Here is a 21549-nt window from a genome sequence, read left to right on the forward strand (position 1 = left end):
AATGTCAAAAGCAATATCTCTTGAAACTATTATTTATATTCCAACTTTTGATGAAATTTATGAAGATTGGAAACAAACTCCGAGAGAAGCTGGCAGTACTACAACTTATAGTACCCCTTCAACACAAACAACAACACAAGATAATAAGCCTGAACCTGGTCAAGCTTTTACTGAAACAGAGCAAAAACAAGCAAATACACCTACATGTCCTTTTGGTGGTATATTTGGTGCTGATTGTGAAAAGATAAGTTTTTGTGGGAGATGTAGTGTATGGGATGCTTGTTCAGCAAAACGAAATGAAACTGCACCAACACAAACTGTTGCACAAACTACACCAGTACAAACTACTGCACCCGTACAAGAAACAAAACCTGTAGAAACTGCACCAGAACAAACTGCTGCACCTATAGCAAGAAGACGAAGGGGATAAAATGAAAGAAGAAACATTAGAATTATTACAACCTGGTAAATTAATTAGTTTTTCACCTCCAACTAATATTCTTTGTGAAAGAACAATATGTAAATTTCACGAGGAGGATAATTGCTGTCAATTCAAAGAAATTATAATAGATGTAAATGGAAATTGTAGTAAACAAGATACAGATATAGAAAGTTAAAAACAGTTAGTGGGAAAAGTGCTAATGTAAGTGGGAGTTGACAACTTACGGTGATCACTTCATGAGGGGCATTAGTTACTTTTCCCACTATATTAAACTGTGATGGGTAACATAATGGTAATGTATAGTATCCCTATCCCATACTATGTTTTAATGAATATAGATACCCATTGTGGGTTTCACCCTCCAGTCAATTATTCATTAAAATTTGTGGGTTCAAGTCCCACCCCATCACAGTTTTCTTTATAAGGAGTTTTAAATGTTAAATGTAGTTTCGATCAAAGCAACAACAATCCCTGATGCCTGGCATCAATTAATAATGTCTATTATGGATAATGGTAGAGTCTTCAAAATTGATGAAGGTTCATATGCAGGAGATTATAGATTAGAATTTGATTTTGTAATTATTCAAATACTTCATCCAGAAATAAGACCATTTGAACCCGAACTCCCAGATGATATGAAAAATTCTGGAATTCCTAATCCTGTTGCTCTAGGATATATTGAAGGTGGGGAAGGATTTGAAGGTGATCCTTATGTATTATACTTGATGTCTTCTGAAAAGAAACCTGAAGAGGACTATACATATGGACAAAGACTAAATGATACAAGAATAGAACGTGATGCTTTTTTAACTACATTCAATCAAGTCCAGCATGTCATCGACAAATACAAAACAGGTAAGATAAGAAACAATCAACTTTGTATGAGTGTAGCTCAACCAGGTGATATGTTACTCAAAGACCCACCTTGTTTACAATTGATTGATACTCGTATTCAAGATGGTAAATTACACTTCACAACTTATTTTAGATCATGGGACTTGTGGGGAGGATTGCCAGCTAACTTTGGTGGATTACAATGCTTGAAAGAATATATGGCATCAGAGATAGGGGTTGAACCAGGTGAAACAATCGGGATTTCAAAAGGATTACATATATATAAATATGTATGGGAATTGGCTGAATTAAGAAGGAGAAAAACTGGATATGTATCAAAATTTCTTCAAGAAATACAAGCTGATAATCCCATATGTGAATGTTGTGGTACAAAAATGCTTCGTTTTGGTTGGTATGAAATTGATCCTTTATATAAATATTGGTATTGTCTTGAATGTGATAAAGAAAATAGATTTCCTTTTTTAAGAGCACAATACAATGGAATTTGGGTAGACAAATAAGGGGGATAATATGGCAGAAGTAATGCTAAGAAGAAAATCAGTTTCCGCAGATGCCCAAACTGTAGTGGAACATGTTCAAGATAAATCCAAACATCAAATCGTAGTGCCAGAACAAATTGAGTGGGTAACATCAGGATGTCCAACTCTCAATCTTGCTTTATCAGGAAATGTTCATAATGGATTTCCTAAAGGCACAATTGTAAATGGAATAGGGGGACATACTACTGGGAAGACTTTGCTTTGGTGCGAGCTTGCAAATAATATTTTTTATGGAGAAGGAAAGAAACAAGGGAAAAAGGTTCTAATTGCTGTAAATGAACCTGAACATAAATTTAACTACCAACTTGCAGCAGATAATCACTTGCCAATCAATGACATAACCTGGGAACATTCAAACACAATTGAACATTTTTGTGATTGGACTGTTAATCTTCTTACAGAAAATAAAGGGAAATATGATACCATATTGATTGTGCTTGATGCTCTTGATCGACTTGACAATGCCAGAGAAGTAAAGAAAGACAAGAAGAAAGGAATGGGAGCACAAGATTACAAGGTGGGTATTCCTACTATCCTATCTAAATTCTTCCATGCTGAAAATACAAAGTTAATTAAAGATTCTAATTGTATCCTTCATATTGTTTCTCAAATCAGAGCAAATGTTGGAGCAAAACCTTGGGAATCTAAAGTTTCACGATCTGGCGGAAATGCTTTAGATCATTCATGTACAATTATTTATTGGTTAAGGCAAATGGGGGAACTAAAACATGATAATGGTATGATTCAAGGATTTCCTATTGAAATAGATGTACAAAAGAATCACGCTGCTTCACCTTCTCGTACAATTCAATTTAACATACTAAATGGATATGGTATTGATTATATTGGAAGTGCTGTGAATTTTGCTCTTGAAACAGAAATAATTAAGCCTAGCGGAAGTTGGTATAAGTGGGGTGAACAAACTATGGGACAAGGTGAAAAAACTATTGTTCCTTTCTTTGAACAAAATCCTGATGAATATTCTGTATTGCTTGATATGATTCAAGCTAGATGGGATACTTTGTTAGAGGAAGCTAAAGTTAAAAGGATGCCAAAATGGTAAACAAAAGAAAAACAATTGATCTTGTTTATTATTTTGAACCAAAAGGTTGGTGTTTCTCTAAGGATGGACAACTTATTCATGGTTTTAAATCTCAAGATGAAGCAGAACAAGCTATGAAAGAATATTATGGAATAACTGAAGAAATTAAACCTAAAAGTTATGGATCTTTAATGGAAGGAGAATAATATGACTTACGAAGAATTTAATACCATGACAGATGCAATTTTAGAAAATTGCAAGGATGTTTTACGATTAAAAGCTGGTGAATATGCAAATGAAAAAGATCGTCTTTGTCAATTTAAACAAATAGCTCCTTTAATAAATGAAACACCAGAACAAGTTCTTATTGGTATGTGGTTAAAACATGTACAAAGTATTTGTGAATATGTAAATGTTTTATCTAAAGGAAAATCTATTTCAATTGAAAAATGGGATGAAAAAATAATTGATAGCATTAATTATATGGTTTTACTTCGTGGTCTTTTGGTTGAAAAAGAATCAATTAAATATACATTAGGAGAATAAAAATGGAAGAAGGAATACTTGAATTACATATCCAAGAAATATTAAATGAATTCCAAGAGAAATATAAAGTTGTTATTTCTCATGTATTTGTACACCATTCAAAAGATCATAGTATAGATAAAATATCTCTTAATATTGAATCCATAGCAGAATGGAAAAGAATGTATGGTGGCAAATGAAAAATGATTTGATGATCGTTGTAGATTCTGGCTATATAGCCAATGCCGCAAAACATGCAATGAAAGGAATGGATTTAAAACATGAAAATATTCACACAAGCATTATTTATGTTTTTCTCCAACAAATAAGTAACCTTATAAAAAAATTCAAGTCAAAAAGGTTTGTATTTTGTTGGGATTCAAGAACTTCAAAAAGACTTGAAATATATCCAGAATACAAAGCAAATAGAAAGGATAAAAGTAAACTCACTGAAGACGATTTAATTTATAATAATATTTGTTATGGTCAATTTGCTGTAATTCAAAATGATGTTCTACCGTCAATTGGATTCAAAAACATATTTAATCAAGATGGATATGAGTCTGATGATATCATTGCTTCTATTGTTCAAACCAACACAAGAAATCAGAAGATGTGTATTGTAGCAAATGACCATGATTTATTTCAACTACTTGACGATACAATTTTTCTTTATGATCCAAAATCTAAAGAAAAAACTACTGATAGAGATTTTTATGATAGATTTGGTATTTATCCTTCTTATTGGGGAGAAGTGTTAGCAATAGCTGGATGCACAACTGACTATGTAAAAGGCATAGAAAATGTTGGGGTTAAAACAGCTATTAAATATTTACTTGGCAGATTATCAAGGAGTAGAGAAACACACACTTTAATACTTTCTGAAATAGGACAAAGAATCATTGAACGTAATAAGAAACTTGTAGTACTTCCATTTGAAGGAACTATGATTCCTTCAATCATGAATGATGAAGTATTCTATCTTAAAGACTTTGAAAACATGTGTGAAAAATATGGTTTTTATTCTTTCTTGAAAGCTGAAAGACTTATTGAATGGCGAAACTTATTGGAGATGAGATAATATGATATCAATAGGAATTGATCCAGGACAAACAGGTGCTATTGGAATAATTCGTTCTGATGGATCTTATGATGTTTATGATATGCCAATTTATGAGATAAAAAAAGAAGTAAGATCCAAACGGTCTATAACTCCAAAGAAAACAACTCAAGTAAAAAAGTTTATTGACAGAAAAAAGTTATTAGAACTTCTTAAAATTTTAGTTAATTATGATAAACCATCCCCTTATAAATGTTTATGCTACATTGAAAGACAAGGAGTTAGGCCTGACCAAAGTGCTAATTCAGGATTTAATACTGGTAAGCAATATGGTGAAATATTGATGGCGCTTGATGCACTTGGGGTAAGTTTTGAAGAAATATCTGCCCAAGAATGGCAAAAGCATTTCTCTATTGGCAAAGATACAAAAGGTGATAGTTGTAGAAAGGCAGAAAATTTATTTCCAAAACTTGTGTTAAGAGGACCTAGGGGCAGAACGTATGATGGTCGTAGTGATGCCATCCTAATTACACTTTATGGTAAAAGGAAAAATGGAGGAGAATAAAATGAAAGCAGAAAGATCAACCAAAAATTCGTATCTAAATGTACTTAATACTCGTTTTATCAATTGTGTAGACAAAATAAATTTAGGGATGAAACATAACAAAGAAAATACAATCCAAAAATTTTATAAGGAAAATAATATTGAAGCAGAATATCAGGAATATCAATCTATGAAAAAAGAAAAGGAACTACTTGAAACAAGAATATCTTTATTTGAAAATAAAATAAGGAGGATTATTGGAGAACGATATTATGATTCTGAAAGTATTTTTAAATATATGAAAGAACAAAATCTTGAATTGCAATCTCTTCGAGAATTAAAAGAAAAAGTAAAAGAGGAAATAAAACTTTCTGTTACTGTGGAAGAATTAAAAATTGCTCTTGAAAGATTTCCATCATGAGAACAGTTGATGATATAAAATGGTATAAGCCTATTCGTATTAATTATAGATCAATTGATTTCTTATTTCCTTTTAGGTGGATACTTACAATATGTTTTAAAGGCAAATTTTGTTGTTATTTTTGGAGAACAATAAAATATGATTAAAACAATCAGACTTAAAAACTTTGTAAGCCATAAAGATTCTGAACTCGAACTTGATCCTGGCTTAAATGTTATTGCTGGTTCTACAGGAAATGGAAAATCAGTAATTCACGAGGGGCTTGAATGGGCTCTTTTAAATAATTTTCGTGGGTTAGGATTTAGACCCACTACTTATCCAGTAGATAAAAAAGATTCATCATCAGTGGGAGTTATATTTGATAATGGATCCGTGATAAGAGAACGAAATGAAAGAACAGATGAAGAAAATAAAATAAACTGATACAGATTTTCAAATGGTAATAAATCTGGTAAGTTAGAAGCTTTAAGAACAGATGTGCCAAAGGAAATTTTCGATATATCTCGGATAGATGAAATAAATATTCAAGGTCAAGAAGATGATAGATTTCTTTTAAGTAAACATACTTCTCCAGGTGAAGTTGCAAAAAAGCTTAATGAGTTTTGTGGACTTACTATCATTGATGAAGTTCTTGACAAAGCTAGATCCAATGTAGATAACATAAATAAGGAACTTGTCAGAACCCAAAAAGACCTTGAAGAATCTGAAAAGGAAGTTAAGAAACTTTCCCATCTTGATTCTATAGAGCCATTGTTTATAGAGATAGATGGATTAGTAATTAAAAATTCAGAGTTGAAATCTAAGGTAATTAAAGTCAAAGAATTATCTGGTAAAACTTCTGAATTAAGAGAAAGGATCATAGACAACAAAGACTGGTTGAAATGCGGGCTTATTTTAAGTGAAGTAGAAACTTTGGTGGATACAAAATATACTTTGTCACTTAAAATAGTAGACATTAAAACTTTATCCGATCGTATTCAGTTCTTAAAAGAATCAATTCAAAAGAAACAAAAGTTTTTAGACGCAAAAGCAGTTCTAAGTGACATAGAACTGCTTATTGAGAAGCGAGGAATAATAGTTTCCTTGAAAGATAAAGTGAAAAATGTATCAGAACAAGTATCAAAATTAAGAACTAAAATCCATAATAGTCAAGAGATCATTAAAGACAAAAATTCCCAACTTAAAAACCTTCTTGATTCAGTGAAACTTTGTCCTATATTTGAAGTGAGCTGTCCATTATCTGATAGCGTTAAAAGTGGAAAGGTGACTTTCTAATGTGTGAAATAAATCCCAAAAGGAAAGAATTTTTCAGACTTGAGTTTTTTACCTCTACAGAAATATCGGATGAGGAATGGAAGGGATTAATAATAGAAAGATTGCTACTATTGGAACAAGTCTTTAATTTATCCGGAGAAATAAGAGCACATATTCATGAAGAACTTGAGGAGAAGGGATGAAAATAAAAATTGGGCGATCTAATACCGGTGTTATGGGATTTATATCTTGGGAAAGATTAGAAGAAGTGTTTAAGTCCACAGATGAAATAAAAGAAGATGAAAAATTAGTAGGAGTTGATATAAATGAAAATGGAATTACTTATACAGTGGAGACGAAATGAAACAAAATCAATGTTTAAGATGTGGGTGGGATCATGATCCGGAATGGGATTGTATAAGAGAATGTCCAGATTGTACTATAAAAACCCAAGATCAATGTAAAACTTGTAAAGGAAAAGGAATGATTAATTGGCCAAAAAATGAGGAAACTAAAAAATGAAATTCCTTTTATAGTGAGGGGCGAAATGAGCATTGATGAAAAACTTATTTTACTTATTGCATATACATCATTATTAATGGAAGTTGAGAAACTTAAAGGCAACGAAAAATGGAGTATGTTTATATTTTTATGTTCTTTAATAGCAACCATATATTATTTATTTAGATTAGTGTAGTTTAAACTATCATGAAAGGTTTTAGTGCCATGAAAGACCACAAATGTAGATTACCAGATTATTGTATTTGTTCATCTACAATACTAGAATCAAATGAAAAATGCCCAATCCATTCTGGATATACACCTTATCCGCCACGGTGTGTTGATTGTGGTAGATTTATACATGTTGAAGAAAAAGAATTTCCAAAATATTATTCTGAGCCTTCTGATATTCCATGTAGTATATGTAAAGGTATAATGACAAAAGGTGATGAAGAATGTGCCGGAGTTTGTAGTGACTGCTATTTCAAAGCATGAGAGTATAAATATGAAATTTTTTTGCACAAGTGATTGGCATCTTCGAGCTACAACACCAAAAAATAGAATAGATGATTTTTCAGCAGAATTGTTTAGGAAAGTTGATTGGATATATAATATGGCTTATCACAATCAATGTTCCTATATTTTAAGGGCAGGGGACTTGACTAATTCTGCTACATTGCCTTATTCAGTTACTCAAAAATACATTGATCTATTTTTGAGTTGGAAAGAGAAAGAAGTTATCGGGATAGATATAGCAGGGCAACATGATATGAGGTACCATTCAAACGATCTTGAAAATACTCCTATCATGACATTTGCGGCAGCTAAATCAATTATACTTTTAGGCAGGGGGGATATGTTTGAACCAGAAGAAGGTATTCATATTTATGGTGCTGGTTGGAATGATGATATTCCTGAAATAGAAGACCCTGAAGCATTTAATATTCTTATTATCCATTCTATGATGATCTCTGAGAAGATATGGTATGGTCAAGAGAATTATGATAGTGCAAGAAAGTTTTTAAAAGATAATAATTTTGATCTTATTGTATCTGGAGATAATCATAAAACAGTTGTTTCTTGTGTTTCTCATATAAATGGAGATAAATGGTTACTTAATACTGGTTCTTTAATGAGACAAAAATCAGATCAAATGGATCATAAACCTTGTATTTTTATCTTTGATACAGAGACAAGAAAAAGTGATATTCATTATATTCCTTGTAAAGATATTTCTCAGGTTATGAATATCGAAAAGATTTCTAAGGAGAAAGAACAAAGTAAGGAACTTAATGATCTAAAAGAAAAGCTGAATGAAAATGTAGAGGAATCTGGTCTTGATTATTTATTGAATCTTAGATTAGGATTATCTACTTCTGGACTTAGCGAAAAGGCAATCGAGTTTGTTGAAAGGAGTATTCCAGCATGAAAGTTATTATAGCAGGAAGCAGAACAATAACAAATCCAGTTGCTTTAGATTCAGCTATTTCATCAGCAATAAATATATTAAATATTTCTATAACTGAAGTTGTTTGTGGAATGGCAAAAGGGGCAGATGAACTTGGAAGACAGTGGGCTATTAAACATAATATTCCAGTAACAGAATTTCATGCTGCATGGACTCGTTATGGAAAATCAGCAGGAAAAATAAGAAATGCACAAATGGCAGAATATGCAGATGTTTTGATAGCTTTATGGGATGGGCAAAGTAGAGGTACAGAACATATGATAAATAAAGCAAAAGAAAGAAACCTTAAAGTTTATATTCATAGAACATATTAAGGAGAAGATATGAGTAAATATGGAATTGAATTTGAAGATTTATTTTTTACTGCAAATGTTGATAATATTGCTACCTTGATCAAAAAAGAACTTTATCAACAATATGGTAACCATTATGGATTTTCTCTTGAAATATATTTTATTCATGGTGGATCTATTACAATACAAAGAGGTAGAAAAGAAGAAAGAGATCAAATTTATAACGACCTAAAAGCTATAATACAAAAGGAGAAAATATGAGTAATATAATTCAAGATATTCAGTCTTACAAAAAAGCTATTGCTGAAACAGAAAGAACTCTTGCACAAGATGAAGGTTCTTTAAAAACAAATGAAGAAAGCTTGAAAAAAGAGATTGGTAACTGTGATGAAAATTTCGTTTCTAAATGGCTATCAACAAATGAAACAGAACTGGTTAACATTGACAAACAAATCAATGAGAAGTTAACCCATCTTAAACAAGTGTTCCCATTATGAAAGAATTTAATATAATAATTAGGGTATTTTCCCTTATAGTATTTATTCTATGGTTTTTAATTACTTTGATGGTTTGGTTCGAACTTTCTCCAGAAAAAAGTTTGACTGATGTTTTGATTATGGAAAGGGATACAATTAAAGAAGTTATAGATCATTTTAAGGGATTGAGAATATGATTGAATACCAAAAACTCAAACAAAAGTTCATTGACGAAAAAACAAACCGAGATTTCCTTCTAAGGAATATTGAAACATATAAACAATCAATCCAGTCATTAGAACAAGATCAAATTGCTGCTAAAGCTGCACAAGTGTATTGTCAACAAAAAGCAGAAGAAACACAAAGAAACCTTGAGTATAGGATTTCAAATTTAGTGTCAACTGCATTATCAGCAGTATTTGAAGATCCAGATCAATTCCTTGTTAAATTTGTCCAGCGCCGAGGCCGAACTGAGTGTGATCTGTTGTTCATGAAAGATGGGAAAGAAACAGATTTTGTTGGGGGTGGTGTAAAAGATGTAACTTGTTTTGCTCTAAAGATTGCTTTTCTATTCTTGAAAAGGAATAAAACAGGTAATCGTTTATTCTTTGCAACTGATGAACCATTTAGAAATCTTCATGGAGATAAAGAACAAGAAAACTGTTCTGATATGGCGAAAATGTTAACAAGAGAATGTAACCTTCAAATCTTGATGATAAGTGATGTAGAGAGAGTAAATAAAGCAGCAGATAAAATCTTTCGTGTTGAAATGAGGAACAAGATTAGTTATGTTAATTAGTATAAAAGGAGATATAATCTCCTTTTATACTATATCACCACCCCCGAACAAGACTCCCATTTTGGCTCCTATGAGCAGGATTGAGTTATAAAATAACACTGGAGTGTCGAGTCATAGGTCCAAGTAGACCCGTCAGCACTCAAACATGTCCTTCCGCCAGACCCCCCGTAAATATCTATCCTGTTCGAACTATCTCCAACAGAACTACACCCAAGTGCCCAGCTATAGGATGTTCCAGAAATAAGACCATAGTTTGAGAAATTGAATGTGTAGTCTGTTGCTGAAGTGCTTACGGAAGCAGCAGACAACGTGTCAGTAGACGTGGCAAGCAGATTGACAGGATCATTTGTAGGGGTGCTGTAAATATATGCTGTTATTGTAAATGACGGCGATCCTGCTTTTAACAATTTTACCGTTAGTTTAGCCAAAGAATACGAACTACCAGCAGTGAATTTACTTGAGGCATACTTGGTCCCATCGGAATAACCTAACCATGTAGTTTGCGCTGGGTCGGTAGTAAAACTATCCTTCGTAGGATAACTACACCCAGCAACGCCACTCGACCCGAACCCGGCCATATTCAAAGCCTCGGCTGGCCGAATAATGTCTCGACTCGGCAGGAACAACCCACCGGCGAAGATGAACGTGGTCGCCTTCTTGATGAAATCTCGTCGGTCCATTAGTTGGTGCTCCATGTACCGGCACCTGATATGCAGTACCATGCGAAGGGTTTTGTGTAGGCCGTTGAACTGGTGTAGGCGACCGTTGAACTGCCATCACTGAGAACAGTAGTCCCGAACGTGAAATTACCGTCTGACTTGCTGGCGGTAACGTATCCCATGCGCACATGAGCGGCTTCGGCTGCTGGCAGACCTGCCACGGCGAGGATAGCGGTATCATAGCCGGTAGCATTGGCGGATGCCTCAATAGCGTCCACGGTGCCGTTTACCCCGATATCGAAAGCCACGGCCCCGAATTTGCCTTGAGGGATAACATCATTCCCAGGGGCTACGCCTACTGCATCAACCACTTTCGCGTATCCGGTCCCGGCAACGTCAAAGCTGAACGCCCCGTGTGCCACTGCCGTGGTGGTTGAACCTATTGCCAAGGCAGGACCAACGGTTATTCCCGTGCTCGCCATTTGCTGAGTCCAGCAAGTAACGGTTGCGCCTTGTGTCGGAACGGCAATGGACACGTAAGTCTTGCCACACGTACCATTCAGGCACATGAAATCGTCAGGGGTCGGGGTTGTGGAAGCCGTGAAGCGCCAGTATTTAGCCGCCTGTGCTTCACCAACCGAGCCGATGAAGTTGTACCCCGCCGCCGCAACGGGAAGTGTGTGGCTGATATCGTTGGGGCCTTGACCCGTGTTGGTTATGATAGTGTTCGTGACTTGTGCCGCAGTGAGGTTGAGCGCGGCTGACCCGTCCACCATGACGGGCTGAAGGGCTTTGTTGGTTACGGTCTGAACGTCCGTGGTGCCTACCAACAAACCGGAAGTGGGAAAGGTCATATCCGCATCTGGGGTTGTCCAAGCTCGTGTCTGTCCAGCAGCAGGACCACTTACAGTGATCTTACCTGTTGTGGCAGTAGATTTTATACTACCCGCAGAACCCGTAGTGTCCGCATTGACTGCTGCTTTAGTTGCAATATTTCCATCAAGCTTTTGAATTGCCTGTAAAATACTATCAGTCGCAACTAAAGCTGCTGCACCAGATGTAAATCCAGTAATTGCTTGATTTATGACGTTTGCTGCTGTAACCAACGTACCAGCAGGGAGTATTGCTGTCCCACCATCTGGTGCTTGAATGGTCCCGGTGTTACCTGGAGTCTGATTAGACGGGTCTATCTTGACAGTCTTCGTCGGAACAGATGTATCATAAAACTGTGCAGCAGCATTATCGAGGCTAATCCCCGCAATAGATAAAGCCCCTATTCCCCTATTAATTGCAATTTGCGTTGTACCTAAGAAGAATAATTGATTTGTAGCAGCTTTACCTACAATAGCAGCATCTATTGCTTTTTTTACAAGATCAGGTGTCCATGATCTAACAGCAGTAGATGTGCCAGCTTCTGCTTCTGTTTGGGTAACAGTTTTGGGTATTCTTATTCCTTCAAAAGTAGTTTGAGCGTTAACAAGTTCAGCAAACCCAAACCAAAGTGCAAACAAAAATAATATAAATTTGGTTTTATTTGACATTTATTTATCCTCTTAAAGTTGAAAAAGTAATCAAACAATTTCTCCTTTTTGTCAATTGAAAACCATTTTTATTGCATTTCTCTTATATCTACTACTGCACCAAAAGTAGATTCAACAATAACAGTGTTCACTTTTCCCCATACATCTTCTTTTGCAAATTCAATACCTCTACCAGGAAGTAATAAAGCAGCACGGGGACCAGTAGCATTATTAAAATGAATATCAACTTCCCCACTACTATCAACTCTATTAAATATTTCTAATCCAGTAATTCTTTTACCAACTGTTACTGTTCCTGACCCACCTGCTACTCCTATCATTACTACATTCCAATTAAATGTAGGTGAATCAACTGGACTAACAGAAGTTTCTGTGAATCCATCTACAGTTAAATCTTGATAAGATTTAACAGAGTGCCCAGGTGGTACTACTTGTGCTTCACCAGAAAAATTAGTGACTCTCACTGCAAAATCATTGTCATTTTGGAAAGTAGGCATTTTATCTCCTTTTTAGTATTCTATGTACCATGCATCTTTAGCTACATTGCCACCAGTTATATTTACCTTAAAATAATTATTATTTGGTACAGTCATTCTAACTGTATGACGTTGATTAGCACCTTTAGTTTCCCAATGCACATATTTTGATACTGGAGTAGAAGGATCAGAATAACCAATAAAAGTTCCAGTAGTATCACACCATCCTATAGCTACAACTGTTATAGTTTTACCAGTTGTATTTCTATATTCAACTCCAAAATCATAATTTACAGTCTCATCATACTGAGTAATACCAAGTAAATTTTTTGTGTCACTCGCTGATAATTCTTCTGTACTCCCAGATCCAGAAGACTTGCGGCCAAGTAATCTAGCTGTCGCTGATATATCTTGCATCTTTGCATAAGTGATTGATTTATCTGAAATAGCAATAGATGAATCAATGTATTGTGGTCTAATAAAAAGTTGTTTATTTCCTAATGCATATCCAACAATTTCAAGATTTGAAGTAGGTGCAGATGATGTAAGTTCTCCACTATTATTTAAATAAATATATTCACCACTTCCAACAAAATTAAAACAATTAGCAGTTAATGGACCTAATGTTCGAACTCTTACATACTCACCAGATATTCCAGATTCAAGAAATATTCCAGAAACAGGTTGTTTAACTCCATCAGCAAAAGCTTTTCGCCATGTATTTCTATATAAATTTGCAACTTCACCTGAAACTATAACTTCACCACTAGCAACTTGATATCGAAGATAGGTGTGATTATATAACTCAGCTTTATTGAAGTTATTTGTCAGTAGTGTATTCCATCCCAACAGACTAGGATCTACTGTGTCAAATTCATATATATTAGTTGCCATATTTAGTAGTCTCCAGTCTAAATATTAATTAATACTAATATTTCTCTACCCACCCACCAAGACCAACAGAAGCACCAGGAACAGCCTTGTAATATTCATTCACCCCTACAACTGAAGTTAATGTCCCGCAATGGTTATTAGCCGGGGCTTGCCAGAAACCTGATTGAATCGTCGGAGGATTCGCAGCATCCCCGTACAGTATTAGAGTATCTCCCCCGGAACTGGCACACACGGAAATAATAAGAAATAATGGTTTTCCGGTCGTGTTCCGGTAGACTGTGTTCAGGCTTTTGTTGGCCCCTATATTGTAGGTTGTGGTAAAGAACGATGCGAAATTAACACCACTATCCTTAACCAAGCCACCTGTGGCTCCGTCAAATATAGCAAAATTATTATCAGTAGCCGAAGAAGGGCCACGAAGTGTATCAGCATTTGTGATTGCTGATGTACCCGTTCCCGACATAGTATGGGTCATAGCTTCATAGGGTGTTGTACCAGTTAGAAGAACGTCCCCGACTGTTGCTTTAACAATTATATTACCATCTACAAAAGTTCCTTTTGCTTCGTTTGTTCCATAACCCAATTCTGACTTTGTTATCTCACGTATACCATAGCGCATCGACGTGCTAGCACCGGTATTCCTGAGAATGTTCCGCGTGATAATGGTATTTTGTGCGTCTGGATAAACTGCAATACCGTTGCAATGCACCGTTCCGGCTGGTGCTGCCGGTCCCCATGTTCCAGCATTATCAACAGTGTTAAAGTCTACTATCATATCAATAGCAAAATCACCTGCTAATATTCCATTCGCGCCAATACCGACAAGGTGATTGCCTTTTACAATCGTGCTGTTATCATGTGTTCCTGAAGATCCACCAATGCTTATCCCATTGTCGTAATGGACCCCAGCTACACCTTCTAAATCATTATTAATTATCTGAAAGTCTGTATTGCTTGTTCCAGCTACTAATTCTTGGGATGAATTCCTTATCCGATTATCTTCACATCTGCTTTTTGATGTTAGCGACCAATGTGTAGCAAACCCTTCCGCTGCAGCTCCAGCAGATACATAACTATGGATAAGATTTACATTTGTACCTCCATATACATTAAATGCTTCTGCTGTTCCAGGAGCAGTATCCAATAACTGAGAATGGCTGACCTCGGAGTTGGAGCATGCATTAAATAAAACTGATGTTGTGTACCAGCCGGAAATCTTAGTATTTTTGGTTATTATTAAATGAGTTGCGCTATTCCCATATATTCCATAATAGCCACCTATGATATTTAACCTACTCATAGTTACACTATCAGAAGCGTATACATTTATATTTATGTTATTATCTCCATACAATGCATTATCAAGTTCTATGGTAAAACCTTCCAGGGCAAGAGGTCCTGGATGCGACATAATGTTAAGAAATGCTGAATTTACAAACGCTGCACTGTAAGATTTTAGATGTCCTGGACCATGTATGCGCTTTACAGTTGAAGGAATATTAAGAGGTCCGCAATAAAATATACCCGTGCCCGAAGTGCCCTTTGGAATATATATATCTTTTGCGCCTGAATCTAGAGCAGCTTGGATATAAGTTGTATTATCGGCTGCTGTAGATGTATTGCTATCACCTATGGCACCAAACTCAGCAATGTTAGCAAAACTGGTGTATTGGAAATCTGTGTGTCCCGAACTCGCGTAATCAAGTTCCGTCAAGTCCGAATGGGCTGTAACGCCACTACCCGTAGATGACAAGGTGGCGGTAGGCTGGTCATAGGCAAGGCCCGTCCCAATGGCAAACGGTTTGTAGGTATTCGTGGTGTTGTCAAATCCAAGAACCGTATTCGCTCCGGGGTCAGCCGGGAGTTTAGCCACATTCCCGGCTGCTACCCCGAGAGTCAGAGCTGCAATATTCCCACCTGTTACACGCCCGATTACTGTTTCCTCAGTTACTTCAAGCTTGACAGGGGTATCATCTAGGATTGCTATTAGCAATGAATTAGCATCGTATAGTGATGGACTAAGTTTACTATTCCAAATAAATTTCTCAGATGAAGATACTTGTTTATATGTAGTTCCATCTCCTATATCATCTTGATTCAAAGTTATATTAGCATTAAGTCTTTTTCCATTTACAGTACGTGAATCCGGAACGAAATATGTAGTAGAAGCCCCAAGTTGAGTAAGAATAATAAATAAAAGCACTAATATAGCAGATAATTTTTTCATGCTATTTCCTCCAAACCTATCATTCCGTTATTACTAACTACTCTATATGTATGACCATCAGATTTATCTACAATATCATTACTTGCTGGAGTAATAATACTAACTGGTAAAGGATTTATAAAAAGTTTATCATGTGCTAATGCATATCCAACAATTTCTACATTAGTAGAGGGGGCAGTAGAAACAAACTCACCACTATTATTTAAATAAATATATTCACCACTTCCGATAAAATTAAAACAATTAGCAGTGAAAGGCCCTTTACTTCTTGCACGAACCCATTCACCAGATATTCCAGATTCTATAGCCACACCTGCTATTGGCTGCCTACTTCCATCTGCTTTAGCTGTTCTCCAATAATCCCTATATAAATTTACAGCTTCACCAGATATAATAACTTCACCAGAAGCTACTTGATACCTTAATAATGTATAATTATATGCCTCAATCTTATCAAAATTATTCATTAACAAAGCATCCCATCCCAACAGACTAGGATCTACTGTGTCAAATTCATATACATCAGTAGACATTTTTATGGCCTCCAGTCTGCAAGATAGGTAACTAATGTTGTAGCCTTACCAGAAAATCTTGTTTGATTAACATCTACTAATGGAAACATTACTATTTCAAGTGCTTTAGCTGTATATCCTAATGCTTGAAGTAAACTATTTGGAATAGTATATGTATTTGTCAAAAGATTGACTTGTGGTAAACCCGGACTACCTTCATCAGGGATAAAAGCAGTCTTTCCATTTATTATTCCCAAACTACCGATAGTTGCACCAAAATGAATATAAATAGGTGGAGTAGCTGTTGATTCAAGATTTTCAAGAACATTTAAACCTGCTCCAGCATCTTTTAATCTCAAATTCCAAGTCAATACCAAATCTTCATATTTCGTATAACGAGGATTAATTGCTTGTCCATTTACTTTCAAATTGACTATTGAATAAGGCATCAATGCCCCACCCATAAGATTCAAAGCTACTTGAGCTGCACAATCTAACTTTCCAACAGTTTCCGTAGTAAAGGGAACAACTTTAAAATAACGTATAGCATCTTTCATCAAGCGATCATCAGAGATTATTTGATAACGATCTGCACCCAAGAACCAAAAAGGTTCTCCTACAGTATGTGTTACTCTATCTGTATCAAATCGACCACCATATATTCCAGACAATAAGTATCTACCAGTAAAACCTGTTACTGGAGTTATTGTTTGAAAAGAAATAAATTCAGAGTTCAATATAGCTAAATTTGTAAGAGAACCGAGTTGTCCTCTTGTCAATGATTCAATTATTGCAACATCATTTGGTTGGTAAAAATCTATATATAAACCTACACTATCATCTATAGTATTGGAAGGTGGAATATAAGTTACTGCTACTGTACCGTAGACAGAATATTTAGAAGATCGAGTCATGAATCTGTAACTATCACCATCTGAACTAAAAAAAACATTAAAGCCAGATTCACCCCCAGTTTCTCTACTTACTAATAAACCAGTCTTTATTTTGTTACCTGATAATCCATAAGGTAATTCAAAAGCTTTTACTTTTGATAAAGCAGTTTTACCTGCCGTTGTATCATTCCCTCGCATTGCATACTGTTTTATGCTTGTCAAATCAGCAAAAGTGCTAACACTTAAATAATTTGGATCTTCCATCCATGTTATATTAATAACATCAGAATCAGGACCTTCTTCGGTAATACCTGTTACAAGAACTGGCAACTGAGTAATTCCATACATTGTTGTCATTTTAAGTACAAAATTATCACCCTTTTCAAGTTTAAATACAGAACGATTAAACTTGCATGTGCCCTCAGCTAGAGGATAACTTACTTTTCTTAATTCTCTTGCTGCTACTGTCCGTGCAAGTACAATGTCTTGAATGAGAGGAAATGATATGCTAGTTGCATTAATTCCCCCAAGTATTTGCTGATTACCTGTGTCTCCAAGATTTATTGAAGAATCTTTGAAATTCACACATTTATCTACAGTTGGTGTACCTATAGCATAATCAGGATCAGTCCAAGAAAACACACCTGACTCAGCAGGATCTATACCATATACACACCAACGACAAGTTTCATACTGTGTTCCATCCACATCATAATATTCAATAGTATTAAACTCATCCCAAATACCTGAATCCGATCCCCATACAGTGGGACCATTCCAAGAAGAGAGTCCTTGATTAACCAACCCAAATATTGTCACCTCAGTTGTGAGACATTTATAAACATAACCATTAGATACTGGGGGCCTTACAATTGAATCCGTCGAAAAGAACGTGTGTGGAGTCCAAGGAATTACTGCTATTTCAGTAGTGTTTGCAGATAAAGGTTTTACTTGATCAAACCATGTTGACATTATTTTAAACCTTTAAGAAAAAATAGCCTCAAGAACTATGTCTTTAAATAACCCATCTTCCCAATATGTATTATCTGCAACTTCTCCACCTATATGTCCTGACCATATAACAATCCCATCTTGTTTTATTTGGGATAAAAATTTACCACTATCTGCTTTGAATCTAAAATATGGCACTTCACCAAGCGGAACAAAAATCTTTCCCAAAGGGTATATCTGCCCCCCACCTGTAGCTAATGATGTTATGACAACAACATTTCTACCAGAATAATCAACTTTCATCATGTTATAAGTATCCATCCATGACTTACGTTGAAATGTTGGGGGTTCTATCATCATATCATCAGTGTATACAGGTAATAAAGCAACAGCAGTTGCACCACGAATAAGATATAAACCTATCTTTCCATCTGCCCCATATTTTAATACACCATCAATCGTATTTAAAATATCCTCGATATAATCTGTTGCTTTTTTCACTTCAGATATTCTCATACCTATACCAAATTTCTCATTATATAAAGTCAATGCAGCAGTATTAAAAGCAACAGAATCTAACCAAGTAGCACTAAGACCTCTCATCGTTGTTAATATATACCAAATAGCAGTAGCTGGATTCACATCAAACTCACCTATTTGACGATAAGTATCATCAAAAGGAAGACCAACAACAGGACACTTTCTAACTGAAAAAGAATAATTTGGTGCTCTATTGTAATCACCAATATAACAATCATTGAAAACTATATAACATAATCCCCTATAAGCAGGAATATCAGTTCCTTCGTAAGTTTGAATTACAGTACTTGGAATTTGAACACTTGATCCCCAAAATATTTCTGCCGAACCAATTGTTTCTTCATCTTTTGTTAAAGTTATAGTTGAACTACTTCCATCATTTGGTCGAGTTATTTCACCTCTCCAAACTACAGAATCGTTATCTTGAACTATTGTATATAGAGCATCTACTGGACCAAGACATATTCCAATTGCCCATGTTAAATAATACTTATAACCTGTAATATTGCTTGTAGCAGCAGGTGCCCCACCTTTACCGCCTGCACTAGAATCTTGTGTTACTGCTACTGATCTATTGTTCCAATAACCTATTATATTACCTACTAATTTACTTGTACCAAGTAATTCTACTGTTGGAATACCTTCATCAGCAGCAGTGAATTCAAGTTTACTTGTAGCAGGTGCGGTACTATCAGTTTGCGTCTTCTTAGCCAAAAGCATTCCTATAGCACCGATTGCTAAAGTTATGCCAACCATAATAAAATAACCAGCAGGTATTCCAAATGCCATATTATTTTATCCTAAACACTTTTTTCTTCAAATTCTTAATTTGTGGATCATCTATACATGTTGCTCGAAATACTGTTCCTGCTTGAACATGGTACACTTGATTATCAAAATATATACCTGAGTGTGAGAACGTACGACCGTAACGAAAAACAATAACATCACCATTTTTAAGTGTATTTACATCAAATGGTAATTCTTCATTCTGTCCAAGACTAAAAAGAGATTCAAGTATCCTTTCTCTTCCTCTATGTAGATGCCAGTCTTTTTCATAAGTAGGAAATGATCTAGGTATACTACTTACTCCTACTTCCCTCATTATTTCAGCGGTAGATTGCAAACAATCTCCACCTAATCTTTTTACTCCACAACTATGACGAAAAGGGGTTCCAACCCACTCATTAAGAACCCTCTTTAATTCCTTTTGTTTATCTTCTGAATCAAAATAACTCATTTTAAGCTGTCCAAAGTGTGGGGTTATCAAAAGGAATATATTCAAAACCTAAAAAGTTTATCATGTTATCAAACTTATCAAGACAAGTTTTCCCCGTTCGATCACAACCAGGTAATATATTTATAGAATCACCAACAATAAGAGTTGGTATTGGATAAATCAGAGTGAAATGATCTGCATTAACTTCATACGCAACAATCATCCTTGTTGTTCCACGAGCTTCTATATATCCATGAGTATAATAATTAGCTTCTTTAGGAACCATATTCGAACAATAAACTATATTTGAAGTTGCACCAAATCCTGATACTGTTGCAGTAGTTCTATATGTAGCAGTAAGAACTGTACAACCTATATCGTAAAGAAAATGGTTACAAAGACGCTGATAACTCTTATCTGGGATACCTACATTTAAATAAAACTCAAGACTTATACATTCTGCTTCTGCTTGAATACCTTGAAATGCAACATTTTTAATTTGCCCAATAAAAATAGTATTTATTTCTATTGGATTAAGATCAAGATATGTTCTTAATACTTCTATCCATATTATTTCTACAGGATTCTGGGAAATAAAACCTGTAATTGCAGTATCACTCCAAACAAACTGCACTTTCATTTTACTGACACCAATAGAAGAATCAAACTCCAGGGATGATCTTTTTATTGAGGCCGGTAAATAAGTTCTACCTGAATATACAATAGCTATACTAGCATCAGTATAATATCCAATATCACCTGAATCATTAAAAACCCTATATAACTCTGCACCCCTATTAGCTACAGCAGTTTCTTGTGCTTCATATGTTGAAGTTATAGTTTTCACGGATATTCCTTAGGTAACTCAATAAAATCTATTGCTGTTTCTGCATTACCTTCTGGACCAAAATACGTCCATTCTAATTCTTCAAGATCAAATCTGCAAAGATAAAGAATGGAAATAATAGATCGTTCTGCTTGCAAAGCAATTGGAATAGCAGAATTTAAAGTTAATATATTTCCATTTGATACTGAATTTACTTTCCTACAATACCAATTATTTGTTACAAGATCATAAATAAATAAATGTCTTCCAGTACCTGGAATTGCGGGAAAATAAACTGGGTATTGAACATCATCAATAGTAATCACACTTTGATTTGCAACTATGTTAGAAGTTAATTTAAAATCTCTTTTCCAAGATGGAACCCATAAAGAATATAATCTTCCATAACAAAGATCATGTAAATTATTTATTTCCCATATTTTGCTTTTACTTAAAAAGGAATAATAATGCTTTAATTTTGTTGTTGGATAATCTTCAAATAATGTTGGATAATCTACTGTATTTGCTACAAACATATCTCCTTTTTGTTCATATGTTTCTTCTGCACCTTCATCAAACTTAGGCATCAGAT

30 protein-coding genes are annotated in these 21549 nt (G+C 34.9%); 20 read left to right on the forward strand and 10 right to left on the reverse strand.

What is annotated here, in order from left to right; all coding sequences use genetic code 11:
• From ABFC98_05730 to ABFC98_05825, 20 genes are all read left to right on the forward strand, one after another.
• On the forward strand, positions 1–430 hold a 430-nt coding region (locus ABFC98_05730), incomplete at its 5' end, for a hypothetical protein (protein MEN6445528.1).
• A 1-nt stretch (position 431) separates the two neighbouring features.
• Complete coding sequence (locus ABFC98_05735; protein MEN6445529.1) at positions 432–617, forward strand: hypothetical protein; 186 nt, start codon at positions 432–434, stop codon at positions 615–617.
• 259 nt (positions 618–876) lie between these two features.
• Positions 877–1797 (forward strand): thymidylate synthase, encoded by a 921-nt coding sequence (locus ABFC98_05740; protein ID MEN6445530.1) that lies wholly within the window; start codon positions 877–879, stop codon positions 1795–1797.
• A gap of 10 nt (positions 1798–1807) precedes the next feature.
• Positions 1808–2899, forward strand: a complete 1092-nt coding sequence (locus ABFC98_05745; GenBank protein ID MEN6445531.1) for a hypothetical protein — start codon at positions 1808–1810, stop codon at positions 2897–2899.
• On the forward strand, positions 2893–3084 hold the full coding sequence (locus ABFC98_05750; GenBank protein ID MEN6445532.1) for a hypothetical protein: 192 nt from the start codon (positions 2893–2895) through the stop codon (positions 3082–3084). The genes ABFC98_05745 and ABFC98_05750 overlap by 7 nt, the downstream gene beginning before the upstream one ends.
• 1 nt (position 3085) lies before the next feature.
• On the forward strand, positions 3086–3424 hold the full coding sequence (locus ABFC98_05755; GenBank protein ID MEN6445533.1) for a hypothetical protein: 339 nt from the start codon (positions 3086–3088) through the stop codon (positions 3422–3424).
• 2 nt (positions 3425–3426) lie between these two features.
• Positions 3427–3603: a hypothetical protein gene (locus ABFC98_05760; GenBank protein MEN6445534.1), complete on the forward strand. Its 177-nt coding sequence runs from the start codon at positions 3427–3429 to the stop codon at positions 3601–3603.
• On the forward strand, positions 3576–4484 hold the full coding sequence (locus tag ABFC98_05765; GenBank protein ID MEN6445535.1) for a hypothetical protein: 909 nt from the start codon (positions 3576–3578) through the stop codon (positions 4482–4484). Before ABFC98_05760 ends, ABFC98_05765 begins: the two co-directional genes overlap by 28 nt.
• Position 4485: 1 nt before the next feature.
• Positions 4486–5028, forward strand: a complete 543-nt coding sequence (locus ABFC98_05770) for a hypothetical protein (protein MEN6445536.1) — start codon at positions 4486–4488, stop codon at positions 5026–5028.
• A 1-nt stretch (position 5029) separates the two neighbouring features.
• Positions 5030–5428 carry a hypothetical protein gene (locus ABFC98_05775; GenBank protein MEN6445537.1) on the forward strand — a complete coding sequence of 133 codons (399 nt, stop codon included), beginning with the start codon at positions 5030–5032 and terminating at the stop codon, positions 5426–5428.
• A 138-nt stretch (positions 5429–5566) separates the two neighbouring features.
• Positions 5567–5851 carry an AAA family ATPase gene (locus ABFC98_05780; protein MEN6445538.1) on the forward strand — a complete coding sequence of 95 codons (285 nt, stop codon included), beginning with the start codon at positions 5567–5569 and terminating at the stop codon, positions 5849–5851.
• A gap of 54 nt (positions 5852–5905) precedes the next feature.
• On the forward strand, positions 5906–6703 hold the full coding sequence (locus tag ABFC98_05785; protein MEN6445539.1) for a hypothetical protein: 798 nt from the start codon (positions 5906–5908) through the stop codon (positions 6701–6703).
• Complete coding sequence (locus ABFC98_05790) at positions 6703–6885, forward strand: hypothetical protein (GenBank protein MEN6445540.1); 183 nt, start codon at positions 6703–6705, stop codon at positions 6883–6885. The genes ABFC98_05785 and ABFC98_05790 overlap by 1 nt, the downstream gene beginning before the upstream one ends.
• Entirely contained in the window at positions 6882–7046 is a 165-nt protein-coding gene (locus ABFC98_05795; protein MEN6445541.1) for a hypothetical protein, read from the forward strand. Before ABFC98_05790 ends, ABFC98_05795 begins: the two co-directional genes overlap by 4 nt.
• Positions 7043–7204 carry a hypothetical protein gene (locus ABFC98_05800; protein MEN6445542.1) on the forward strand — a complete coding sequence of 54 codons (162 nt, stop codon included), beginning with the start codon at positions 7043–7045 and terminating at the stop codon, positions 7202–7204. The genes ABFC98_05795 and ABFC98_05800 overlap by 4 nt, the downstream gene beginning before the upstream one ends.
• Before the next feature lie 436 nt (positions 7205–7640).
• Positions 7641–8612, forward strand: coding sequence for a metallophosphoesterase (locus ABFC98_05805; protein MEN6445543.1), 972 nt, complete (start codon positions 7641–7643; stop codon positions 8610–8612).
• Positions 8609–8965: an SLOG family protein gene (locus tag ABFC98_05810; GenBank protein ID MEN6445544.1), complete on the forward strand. Its 357-nt coding sequence runs from the start codon at positions 8609–8611 to the stop codon at positions 8963–8965. The genes ABFC98_05805 and ABFC98_05810 overlap by 4 nt, the downstream gene beginning before the upstream one ends.
• Positions 8966–8974: 9 nt before the next feature.
• Positions 8975–9205 (forward strand): hypothetical protein, encoded by a 231-nt coding sequence (locus ABFC98_05815; GenBank protein MEN6445545.1) that lies wholly within the window; start codon positions 8975–8977, stop codon positions 9203–9205.
• Positions 9202–9441, forward strand: a complete 240-nt coding sequence (locus ABFC98_05820; GenBank protein ID MEN6445546.1) for a hypothetical protein — start codon at positions 9202–9204, stop codon at positions 9439–9441. Before ABFC98_05815 ends, ABFC98_05820 begins: the two co-directional genes overlap by 4 nt.
• Before the next feature lie 172 nt (positions 9442–9613).
• Entirely contained in the window at positions 9614–10219 is a 606-nt protein-coding gene (locus ABFC98_05825) for a hypothetical protein (GenBank protein ID MEN6445547.1), read from the forward strand.
• Between the two features lie 679 nt (positions 10220–10898).
• On the opposite strand, the gene ABFC98_05830 is transcribed toward ABFC98_05825, so the two are convergent.
• The 10 genes from ABFC98_05830 to ABFC98_05875 form a co-directional block, all read right to left on the reverse strand.
• Positions 10899–12419 (reverse strand): hypothetical protein, encoded by a 1521-nt coding sequence (locus ABFC98_05830; GenBank protein MEN6445548.1) that lies wholly within the window; start codon positions 12417–12419, stop codon positions 10899–10901.
• A gap of 68 nt (positions 12420–12487) precedes the next feature.
• Positions 12488–12916, reverse strand: a complete 429-nt coding sequence (locus tag ABFC98_05835) for a hypothetical protein (GenBank protein MEN6445549.1) — start codon at positions 12914–12916, stop codon at positions 12488–12490.
• A 12-nt stretch (positions 12917–12928) separates the two neighbouring features.
• Positions 12929–13789, reverse strand: coding sequence for a hypothetical protein (locus ABFC98_05840; protein ID MEN6445550.1), 861 nt, complete (start codon positions 13787–13789; stop codon positions 12929–12931).
• A gap of 34 nt (positions 13790–13823) precedes the next feature.
• Positions 13824–16016 carry a hypothetical protein gene (locus ABFC98_05845; GenBank protein MEN6445551.1) on the reverse strand — a complete coding sequence of 731 codons (2193 nt, stop codon included), beginning with the start codon at positions 16014–16016 and terminating at the stop codon, positions 13824–13826.
• The gene (locus ABFC98_05850; GenBank protein MEN6445552.1) at positions 16013–16549 is read right to left on the reverse strand and encodes a hypothetical protein; all 537 of its coding nucleotides are present in this window, start codon (positions 16547–16549) and stop codon (positions 16013–16015) included. Before ABFC98_05850 ends, ABFC98_05845 begins: the two co-directional genes overlap by 4 nt.
• A 2-nt stretch (positions 16550–16551) precedes the next feature.
• Complete coding sequence (locus ABFC98_05855; protein MEN6445553.1) at positions 16552–18393, reverse strand: hypothetical protein; 1842 nt, start codon at positions 18391–18393, stop codon at positions 16552–16554.
• Positions 18394–18405: 12 nt separating this feature from the next.
• Entirely contained in the window at positions 18406–19701 is a 1296-nt protein-coding gene (locus ABFC98_05860) for a hypothetical protein (GenBank protein MEN6445554.1), read from the reverse strand.
• Position 19702: 1 nt separating this feature from the next.
• Positions 19703–20152 carry an NlpC/P60 family protein gene (locus ABFC98_05865; GenBank protein MEN6445555.1) on the reverse strand — a complete coding sequence of 150 codons (450 nt, stop codon included), beginning with the start codon at positions 20150–20152 and terminating at the stop codon, positions 19703–19705.
• A gap of 1 nt (position 20153) precedes the next feature.
• The gene (locus ABFC98_05870) at positions 20154–20978 is read right to left on the reverse strand and encodes a phage BR0599 family protein (GenBank protein ID MEN6445556.1); all 825 of its coding nucleotides are present in this window, start codon (positions 20976–20978) and stop codon (positions 20154–20156) included.
• Positions 20975–21544 (reverse strand): hypothetical protein, encoded by a 570-nt coding sequence (locus tag ABFC98_05875; protein ID MEN6445557.1) that lies wholly within the window; start codon positions 21542–21544, stop codon positions 20975–20977. The genes ABFC98_05870 and ABFC98_05875 overlap by 4 nt, the downstream gene beginning before the upstream one ends.
• Between the last annotated feature and the right edge of the window lie 5 nt (positions 21545–21549).

The sequence above is a fragment of the Candidatus Cloacimonas sp. genome (assembly GCA_039680785.1).
GTDB lineage: Bacteria > Cloacimonadota > Cloacimonadia > Cloacimonadales > Cloacimonadaceae > Cloacimonas.

What these genes read in the sequence shown, in the direction of transcription:
- ABFC98_05735 (MEN6445529.1), top strand. Translation starts at nt 432, where the DNA reads ATGAAAGAAGAAACATTAGAATTATTACAACCTGGTAAATTAATTAGT.
- ABFC98_05740 (MEN6445530.1), top strand. Translation starts at nt 877, where the DNA reads ATGTTAAATGTAGTTTCGATCAAAGCAACAACAATCCCTGATGCCTGG.
- ABFC98_05745 (MEN6445531.1), top strand. Translation starts at nt 1,808, where the DNA reads ATGGCAGAAGTAATGCTAAGAAGAAAATCAGTTTCCGCAGATGCCCAA.
- ABFC98_05750 (MEN6445532.1), top strand. Translation starts at nt 2,893, where the DNA reads ATGGTAAACAAAAGAAAAACAATTGATCTTGTTTATTATTTTGAACCA.
- ABFC98_05755 (MEN6445533.1), top strand. Translation starts at nt 3,086, where the DNA reads ATGACTTACGAAGAATTTAATACCATGACAGATGCAATTTTAGAAAAT.
- ABFC98_05760 (MEN6445534.1), top strand. Translation starts at nt 3,427, where the DNA reads ATGGAAGAAGGAATACTTGAATTACATATCCAAGAAATATTAAATGAA.
- ABFC98_05765 (MEN6445535.1), top strand. Translation starts at nt 3,576, where the DNA reads ATGGAAAAGAATGTATGGTGGCAAATGAAAAATGATTTGATGATCGTT.
- ABFC98_05770 (MEN6445536.1), top strand. Translation starts at nt 4,486, where the DNA reads ATGATATCAATAGGAATTGATCCAGGACAAACAGGTGCTATTGGAATA.
- ABFC98_05775 (MEN6445537.1), top strand. Translation starts at nt 5,030, where the DNA reads ATGAAAGCAGAAAGATCAACCAAAAATTCGTATCTAAATGTACTTAAT.
- ABFC98_05780 (MEN6445538.1), top strand. Translation starts at nt 5,567, where the DNA reads ATGATTAAAACAATCAGACTTAAAAACTTTGTAAGCCATAAAGATTCT.
- ABFC98_05790 (MEN6445540.1), top strand. Translation starts at nt 6,703, where the DNA reads ATGTGTGAAATAAATCCCAAAAGGAAAGAATTTTTCAGACTTGAGTTT.
- ABFC98_05795 (MEN6445541.1), top strand. Translation starts at nt 6,882, where the DNA reads ATGAAAATAAAAATTGGGCGATCTAATACCGGTGTTATGGGATTTATA.
- ABFC98_05800 (MEN6445542.1), top strand. Translation starts at nt 7,043, where the DNA reads ATGAAACAAAATCAATGTTTAAGATGTGGGTGGGATCATGATCCGGAA.
- ABFC98_05810 (MEN6445544.1), top strand. Translation starts at nt 8,609, where the DNA reads ATGAAAGTTATTATAGCAGGAAGCAGAACAATAACAAATCCAGTTGCT.
- ABFC98_05815 (MEN6445545.1), top strand. Translation starts at nt 8,975, where the DNA reads ATGAGTAAATATGGAATTGAATTTGAAGATTTATTTTTTACTGCAAAT.
- ABFC98_05820 (MEN6445546.1), top strand. Translation starts at nt 9,202, where the DNA reads ATGAGTAATATAATTCAAGATATTCAGTCTTACAAAAAAGCTATTGCT.
- ABFC98_05825 (MEN6445547.1), top strand. Translation starts at nt 9,614, where the DNA reads ATGATTGAATACCAAAAACTCAAACAAAAGTTCATTGACGAAAAAACA.
- ABFC98_05830 (MEN6445548.1), bottom strand. Translation starts at nt 12,419, where the DNA reads ATGTCAAATAAAACCAAATTTATATTATTTTTGTTTGCACTTTGGTTT.
- ABFC98_05835 (MEN6445549.1), bottom strand. Translation starts at nt 12,916, where the DNA reads ATGCCTACTTTCCAAAATGACAATGATTTTGCAGTGAGAGTCACTAAT.
- ABFC98_05840 (MEN6445550.1), bottom strand. Translation starts at nt 13,789, where the DNA reads ATGGCAACTAATATATATGAATTTGACACAGTAGATCCTAGTCTGTTG.
- ABFC98_05845 (MEN6445551.1), bottom strand. Translation starts at nt 16,016, where the DNA reads ATGAAAAAATTATCTGCTATATTAGTGCTTTTATTTATTATTCTTACT.
- ABFC98_05850 (MEN6445552.1), bottom strand. Translation starts at nt 16,549, where the DNA reads ATGTCTACTGATGTATATGAATTTGACACAGTAGATCCTAGTCTGTTG.
- ABFC98_05855 (MEN6445553.1), bottom strand. Translation starts at nt 18,393, where the DNA reads ATGTCAACATGGTTTGATCAAGTAAAACCTTTATCTGCAAACACTACT.
- ABFC98_05860 (MEN6445554.1), bottom strand. Translation starts at nt 19,701, where the DNA reads ATGGCATTTGGAATACCTGCTGGTTATTTTATTATGGTTGGCATAACT.
- ABFC98_05865 (MEN6445555.1), bottom strand. Translation starts at nt 20,152, where the DNA reads ATGAGTTATTTTGATTCAGAAGATAAACAAAAGGAATTAAAGAGGGTT.
- ABFC98_05875 (MEN6445557.1), bottom strand. Translation starts at nt 21,544, where the DNA reads ATGCCTAAGTTTGATGAAGGTGCAGAAGAAACATATGAACAAAAAGGA.